At 60.3% G+C, this 6244-nt stretch carries 7 protein-coding genes; 6 read left to right on the forward strand and 1 reads right to left on the reverse strand.

Features of this window, described 5'->3' with window-relative positions:
- The 6 genes from VIH17_05805 to VIH17_05830 all read left to right on the forward strand — a co-directional run.
- A partial coding sequence (locus tag VIH17_05805) for an efflux RND transporter permease subunit (protein ID HEY4682748.1) occupies nt 1-2354 on the forward strand: 2354 nt, incomplete at its 5' end.
- Nucleotides 2351-3322 carry a lytic transglycosylase domain-containing protein gene (locus VIH17_05810; GenBank protein ID HEY4682749.1) on the forward strand — a complete coding sequence of 324 codons (972 nt, stop codon included), beginning with the start codon at nt 2351-2353 and terminating at the stop codon, nt 3320-3322. The genes VIH17_05805 and VIH17_05810, both read left to right, overlap by 4 nt.
- A 177-nt stretch (nt 3323-3499) precedes the next feature.
- Nucleotides 3500-3865, forward strand: coding sequence for a hypothetical protein (locus tag VIH17_05815; protein ID HEY4682750.1), 366 nt, complete (start codon nt 3500-3502; stop codon nt 3863-3865).
- A gap of 44 nt (nt 3866-3909) precedes the next feature.
- The gene (locus VIH17_05820; protein ID HEY4682751.1) at nt 3910-4497 is read left to right on the forward strand and encodes a c-type cytochrome; all 588 of its coding nucleotides are present in this window, start codon (nt 3910-3912) and stop codon (nt 4495-4497) included.
- Nucleotides 4498-4712: 215 nt separating this feature from the next.
- Nucleotides 4713-5258: a hypothetical protein gene (locus tag VIH17_05825; GenBank protein HEY4682752.1), complete on the forward strand. Its 546-nt coding sequence runs from the start codon at nt 4713-4715 to the stop codon at nt 5256-5258.
- 12 nt (nt 5259-5270) lie between these two features.
- Nucleotides 5271-5540 (forward strand): glutaredoxin family protein, encoded by a 270-nt coding sequence (locus tag VIH17_05830; GenBank protein ID HEY4682753.1) that lies wholly within the window; start codon nt 5271-5273, stop codon nt 5538-5540.
- 216 nt (nt 5541-5756) lie between these two features.
- On the opposite strand, the gene VIH17_05835 is transcribed toward VIH17_05830, so the two are convergent.
- On the reverse strand, nt 5757-6116 hold the full coding sequence (locus tag VIH17_05835) for a PilZ domain-containing protein (GenBank protein ID HEY4682754.1): 360 nt from the start codon (nt 6114-6116) through the stop codon (nt 5757-5759).
- Nucleotides 6117-6244: the final 128 nt, after the last annotated feature.

Genomic DNA, 6244 nt, shown 5'->3' on the forward strand with positions numbered 1-6244 from the left:
AACCCAGCCTGCCTCCCGGCGTGAAGATCGTTACGACCTACGACCGGGCAGACCTGATCGAGCGTTCCATTGAAAACTTGAAAGGAACGCTCATCGAGGAAATGATCATTGTCAGCCTGGTGATCCTCATCTTCCTCTGGCACATCCCGAGCGCCATCATTCCCATTATCACCATCCCGGTCGCCATCATCATTTCTTTTATTCCCATGTACGGGATGGAGATCACGGCCAACATCATGTCGCTGGGCGGCATCGCGATCGCCATCGGAGCCATGGTGGACGCGGCCATTGTGGTGGTCGAGCAAACGCACAAGAAGCTTGAGCACTGGGACGCGGAGGGCCGCCCCGGCGATTTCCATAGTGTCGTCATCAGCGCGGTCAAGGAGGTGGGCGGGCCGAGCTTCTTCGCGCTGCTGGTGATTGCCGTATCGTTCATGCCGGTCTTCACGCTGGAAGCGCAGGAAGGGCGGCTCTTCAAGCCGCTGGCGTTTACGAAGAACTTCGCGATGGTGATCGCCGCCGTGTTGGCCATCACGCTCGATCCGGCCATTCGATTGCTGTTCACTCACATGAAGGGATTCACCTTCCGCCCCCGTTGGCTGGCCAAGCTCACCAATGCGGTGCTCGTGGGGAAAATTCATAGCGAAGAGAAGCATCCCATCAGCCGCCCGCTGATGAAAATTTATCATCCGGTGGTGGAATTCGTCCTGCGGCATCCCTGGGCGACCATCACATTGGCAGTGCTCGTTGTGGCGCTTACCGTTCCTGTCTTTTTCCGGCTGGGCTCGGAGTTCATGCCCCCGCTCGACGAGGGCGTGCTGCTGGATATGCCCATCACCATGCCGGGCATCTCGGTGACCGAGGCGGGCCGCATCTTGCAGATTCGCGACAAGATCTTGATGACCTTCCCTGAGGTGGAGCGAGTCTTCGGCAAAATCGGCCGCGCCGAGACCCCCACCGATCCCGCCCCCTTCTCGATGGTGGAAACAGTGGTTGTCCTCAAACCTCATATGGAGTGGCCAAAGATTCCGCGCTGGTATTCGAGTTGGGCGCCGGAGTGGCTGCAAAGGATTTTGCGTCGCGCCTGGCCAGATCACAAGAGCACGCAGGAACTGATCTATGGTCCCGGCGGCCTGGATGAGGCGTTGCGGCTACCCGGGATGAGCAACATCTGGACGATGCCCATCAAGAACCGCATCGACATGCTGACCACGGGAGTGCGCTCTCCGGTGGGGATCAAGGTTTTTGGTTCGGACCTCAAACGCATTGAAGAACTCGGCACACATCTCGAAGAGGTTCTGCGCAACGTGCCGGGGACGCGCAGTGTGTTTGCCGAGCGGACCACCGGCGGCTACTTCCTCGATTTTAATTTGAAGCGCGAGGAACTGGCCCGCTACGGCCTCACGATCGCACAGGCGCAGATGGTCATCATGTCGGCGGTCGGCGGGGAGAACATCACCACCACGGTCGAGGGCCGGGAACGCTATCCGGTCAATGTCCGCTACCTGCGCGATTACCGCAGCACGGTGGACCGGCTCAGCCGCACCCTGGTTCCCACCATGAGCGGGGCGCAAATTCCGATGGCCCAAATCGCCGACATCAAGCTGCTGTCAGGTCCCGGCATGATCCGGGATGAAAACGGCCGCTTGAGCGGCTACGTTTACGTGGACGTCTCCGGGCGCGATGTGGGCGGCTATGTGGCGGACGCGAAAAAGGCGGTGCGAGAGAAAGTGCAATTGCCGCCGGGCTATACACTCGTGTGGAGCGGCCAGTACGAGCACATGGAGCGCGTCTATCAGCGCCTGAAGCTGGTGGTACCCATCACGCTCTTTGTGATTTTCCTCTTGCTCTACTTCAACACCCGTTCGGTGACCAAGACGATGATCATCCTCCTGGCGGTGCCCTTCTCGGCCGTCGGGGCCATCTGGCTTCTCTACCTGCTCGGTTACAACACGAGCATCGCGGTGTGGGTCGGCCTGATTGCGCTGATGGGCGTGGACGCCGAGACAGCCGTGTTCATGTTGCTCTATCTCGACCTGGCCTATGAGGAGAGGCGCGCCAAAGGCTTGATGAAGACGAAGGAGCACTTGCGCGAGGCGATTGTGTACGGAGCGGTCAAGCGGCTGCGGCCCAAATTCATGACGGTGGCGGTGATGTTCATGGGCCTTGTCCCCATCATGTGGTCCACCGGGGCAGGCGCCGACGTGATGAAGCGCATTGCTGCGCCGATGATCGGCGGCATCTTCACCTCGTTCCTCATGGAGCTGATCGTCTATCCCGCGATCTATGACATCTGGAAATGGCACTTTGAAGTGAAAAAGGAGATAGGGCGAGCGGAAGCAGGTTTGGTATGAGACCCATACTGGTTATTCTTATTCTCTTAACCCTGCCTCTACGCTCTTTGGCGGCGGATGAACCCAAGCTGCCACCCATCGAGGCGGAGCCGGCGGCACTTTTCGCAGCCCTACGGGATGACCTCGACCGGGCGGTAACCGAGCAGTTGGCAAGGATGCAGGAAGCTCGGTTGAATCGTGGCCTGCCGTTGGTGGGCTCTTCCCAGGGCGGATTCGTTCGCAAGGATTCTGTTCTGGCGAATTCACCCCCAAACGCGGATTTGCTTATCCCATTGAACGAAGCGGTTCTCAACGGCTTGGACCATTTCCAACAGGGTGGCGGCGGCAGGCTCGAGCGTGGCCGGGCACGCCTCAGAGCCTATGCGGGAGCGGTGGAGGAGTCGTTCGCAGCCGAAGGCGTGCCCCGAGAGCTCGTGTGGGTGGCCTTTGTCGAGAGCGCCTTCCAGGCGGAAGCACGTTCCAGCAAGGGTGCCCTGGGCATGTGGCAACTGGCAGCGGATACTGCCTCGCGCTATGGCTTGCGCGTGCCCCGTACCAGTTCGGTACGGGGCGTGGACGGTCGAACGGACGAACGCCGGGACCCGTTGAAATCCGCCTCTGTTGCCGCCCGCTATCTCCGAGAACTTCGCGCGCGCTTTGGTGATTGGCTCCTGGCGCTGGCCGCCTATAACGCGGGGGAAGAGCGGGTGGAAAAGGCGATCCGCCGGGGCAGAACGCGGGATTTTTGGTCGCTAAGCAGGCAGAAGCTCCTTCCCGCGGAAACGCGGGATTACGTCCCCGCCGTAGTTGCAGCCATCTGGGCAGCTCGACTCGAAGGGTTTGCGCTGAGTCCGCCGCGGCGGACCGAAGGGACGATGCCGCGTTCGCTCGGAGTCGAACCCCTTCCGGCGAAGCGCGACCTCGCCGCTCGACGCATGGTTTCGGCAAGCCCTTTGGAGGCCACTGCCACCAGCGGGACAGGCGAGTAGTTTCGCGCGAAATTTTTCTCGCCGCAGATGTCAAAGCGGCGCGGGATAGGGAGAGAATTCATGAAGCGGTTATGCGCGGCACGGTTGTTCCTGGTCTTGGTTCTTGGCGGGCCGGCAGTTAGTCTTGCTCAGCATGAAGGACACGTGACGGCTCTAGCGCCCGCCCAGCAGATGCCCATGCCGAAACCGAAGGCGTCGCCAGCCCGTCCGGAACGCGCCAAGCCTCCCGCAAAACCGCTTGCCGAAGCTCTTCAACCGGTGAAGGTTCATTTCGAACGCTTGAAGCAGTGGGCCAGCAAGGTTCAGATAGACTTCGAGCGACTTCGGGCGCTCGATAACCCGGATGAGCTGCGTGATGCGATGCGCCAGCACAGCCTGATGCTCGATCAGCTTCAGATGATGCTGATTGAGCACGGAGCCTTGCTCAACGACCAGATGCGCCCATCGGCCAGTCCCGCAAAGCGGGACGCCGCCGAAACGAGCCGGCTTTCCGCTTCGCAGCATGGCGCCCATGCAGTTGCATCGGAAGAGAAGAAGCCATGAAACGTCGCCTTATGGCAGCCGGCCTGGGCGAAAAAGGAGGCTAAGTGGCAAAGAGGACAACGCGGTTGCTGATTGTGATGGTGCTGCTTGCCGGGGTGGGTTACCTGGTGCTGTGGGTTCGCCAGCATGGTTTCAGCGCTCTCGAAAAACCGTCGCGGTTCGAGCAATTCCTTGCCCGCCATGCCAGGAAGATTGCCACGCCATCCGGCGCCAGGGAATTGAAGAACCCTTACCCGGCAACCACGGAGAATCTCGCCTCAGCCAGAGAGCATTTTGCCGAGCATTGCGCCAGTTGCCACGGTTTCGACGGCCGCGGCAACACCGTCATCGGGCGCAACCTCTATCCCAAGGCCCCGGATATGACCGACGCGCAAACGCAGAATTTGGCCGACGGCGAACTCTATTACATCATCCACAACGGCGTGCGCTTTACGGGGATGCCTGCCTGGGGTGGAGAGGATAGCCCGGAAGAAATCTGGAATCTGGTCACTTTCATCCGTCACCTGCCGGGGATCACACCCGAGGAAATCCAGCGGATGCAAGAGGCGGCGGAAGCAGGCAGTCACGCCGAAAAGGACAAAGGTTCCCACACGCATCAAGACAGGCCAGGAGCGAAGCCGCACAAACACTAGAGGCCGCTCATTCCGGGAGTAGCGGCCTTCAGGCGGGCATGTGTCCCTTGCTGGCCGGGCTAACCCAGGAACCTACAATTGCAGGGAGAATGAGTGCGTGGTGGTTGGGGAAAATGAGCCGCCCACGGGAACCGGATGGAGTAGAATAGGATCTTCCCTATGGATAGTGTCGAGCGGTCGTTGACGCGGTTGGGAGTTTCAGGCAAGCAGCAAGGATGACCGTGATCCGGAAGCAGTCCATCGTCGGGGTTTTTGTGCTGGCCGGTCTGGTTGCCGTTGCCTACTATGGGGGCAAGCGCTGGGCGGCGTCTTCAAAGGAAATCTGCCAGTTCTGCCAGCGGCACATCCACCAAAATATGCGAGTGATCGCGACTTCCGGCAGCAAGCGCATTGAAGCCTGTTGCCTGCGATGCATCCTGACCGGCGAGCAACAGGGTGCGACGGTCACTAAAGTGGCCAGCGTTACGGATTACCTCTCCGCTCAAACTCTGGCTCCCGAACACGCCACCTACGTCGAAGGGAGCGATGCAGCGCCGTGCGCGGCCGCGCCCGTCAGGCGCGAGGAGCAGCAAGAACCGCTCATGATGGCGTTCGACCGCTGCTTGCCGAGCGTGGTGGCCTTCCGTGACCGCGATGAGGCGGAGCGTTTCTCCCGCAGGCACGGCGGACGCGTTCTGCGTCTCCAGGACTTGACCGCCGAGATCTCCAGGCAGCAAGCCCCAACCGACTCCCGCACTGGGGGACCGGCGGCGAGGCCTTGACTGACTTCCTCCATGAGTCAACCAGGATCGGCTGAGGTTGTCCTCTACACCAGGCCGGGTTGTCACCTCTGTGAGGTGGTGAAAGCGCAACTGGAACGACTGCGCGAGGCGGTCGTGTTTTCCTACCGCGAGGTGAACATTGACGCTGATCCCGCTCTGCGGGACGAGTTCAACGATCAGGTCCCGGTCGTCTTCATCAACGGCCGAAAAGCGTTCAAGTACCGTCTCGACGAGAAGGCGTTCCTCAAAAGGATCCGTTCCACGGCCAGACGCAATGCGTGATCTTCAGGCGAGAGACACACCATGCTCGCACTGAAGGCTCGTCATGAATTGAACAGCGGCAGGCCGAAGGGTGTCTCGCCGCTAGTCTGCCCCCGAAGGAATTCTTTGCAAGCATAGAAATCGGAAAATAGGAATCAGAAAAGCGGCTTGCCCAATTTCTATTTTCTCTTTTCCATTTTCTGTTTCTCAGATAGGCGGGGATGCTTCCGATGAGGCTTAGCCGGCCGCCATGAACTCGTGTTCTTCGAGTTGCGCGGCCACCCCCATGGGTTCGTCCGGGGAGCCGGGTTGTTCCACCCGCAGGGCAGTCCCGAAGAAACGCACCGAGCCAGCACCCTGCCCGACAACTTCCTTGGGCAGGGGAAGCTGCAACTCCAACCGCTGGCCGACAGTGATGCCGCGATCCGCCCAGAAATAGACGCCCTCTTCGCCAATGTCCCTGGTCACGCACCGATATTCAGTGCGCTTGCCGTCCGGCCGGAAAAACCGGACCACGAGGGCCAGTGGCAACTCGAGCCTTTTGGACTGCCGGCGTTCCCGCCCCGATGCGTCGGGGTTACGTTCCTGGTCGCTCATGCTTTCCTAAATCATCCGTCCAGATGAACCCGGAGTCAAGGGTATCGCCCTCAAGTGTGTCAAACCTCGTTAGAAATGTCCCCTACACTGCGGGCTCCATAGGAGGTTGCTTTGAAGAGGACAGCGAT

This window comes from Candidatus Acidiferrales bacterium (genome assembly GCA_036514995.1).
In the GTDB taxonomy this organism is placed as follows: domain Bacteria; phylum Acidobacteriota; class Terriglobia; order Acidiferrales; family DATBWB01; genus DATBWB01.

Coding starts and splice junctions, on each gene's coding strand:
- VIH17_05835 (HEY4682754.1), bottom strand. CDS start 6,116: ATGAGCGACCAGGAACGTAACCCCGACGCATCGGGGCGGGAACGCCGG.
- VIH17_05825 (HEY4682752.1), top strand. CDS start 4,713: ATGACCGTGATCCGGAAGCAGTCCATCGTCGGGGTTTTTGTGCTGGCC.
- VIH17_05815 (HEY4682750.1), top strand. CDS start 3,500: ATGCCGAAACCGAAGGCGTCGCCAGCCCGTCCGGAACGCGCCAAGCCT.
- VIH17_05830 (HEY4682753.1), top strand. CDS start 5,271: ATGAGTCAACCAGGATCGGCTGAGGTTGTCCTCTACACCAGGCCGGGT.
- VIH17_05810 (HEY4682749.1), top strand. CDS start 2,351: ATGAGACCCATACTGGTTATTCTTATTCTCTTAACCCTGCCTCTACGC.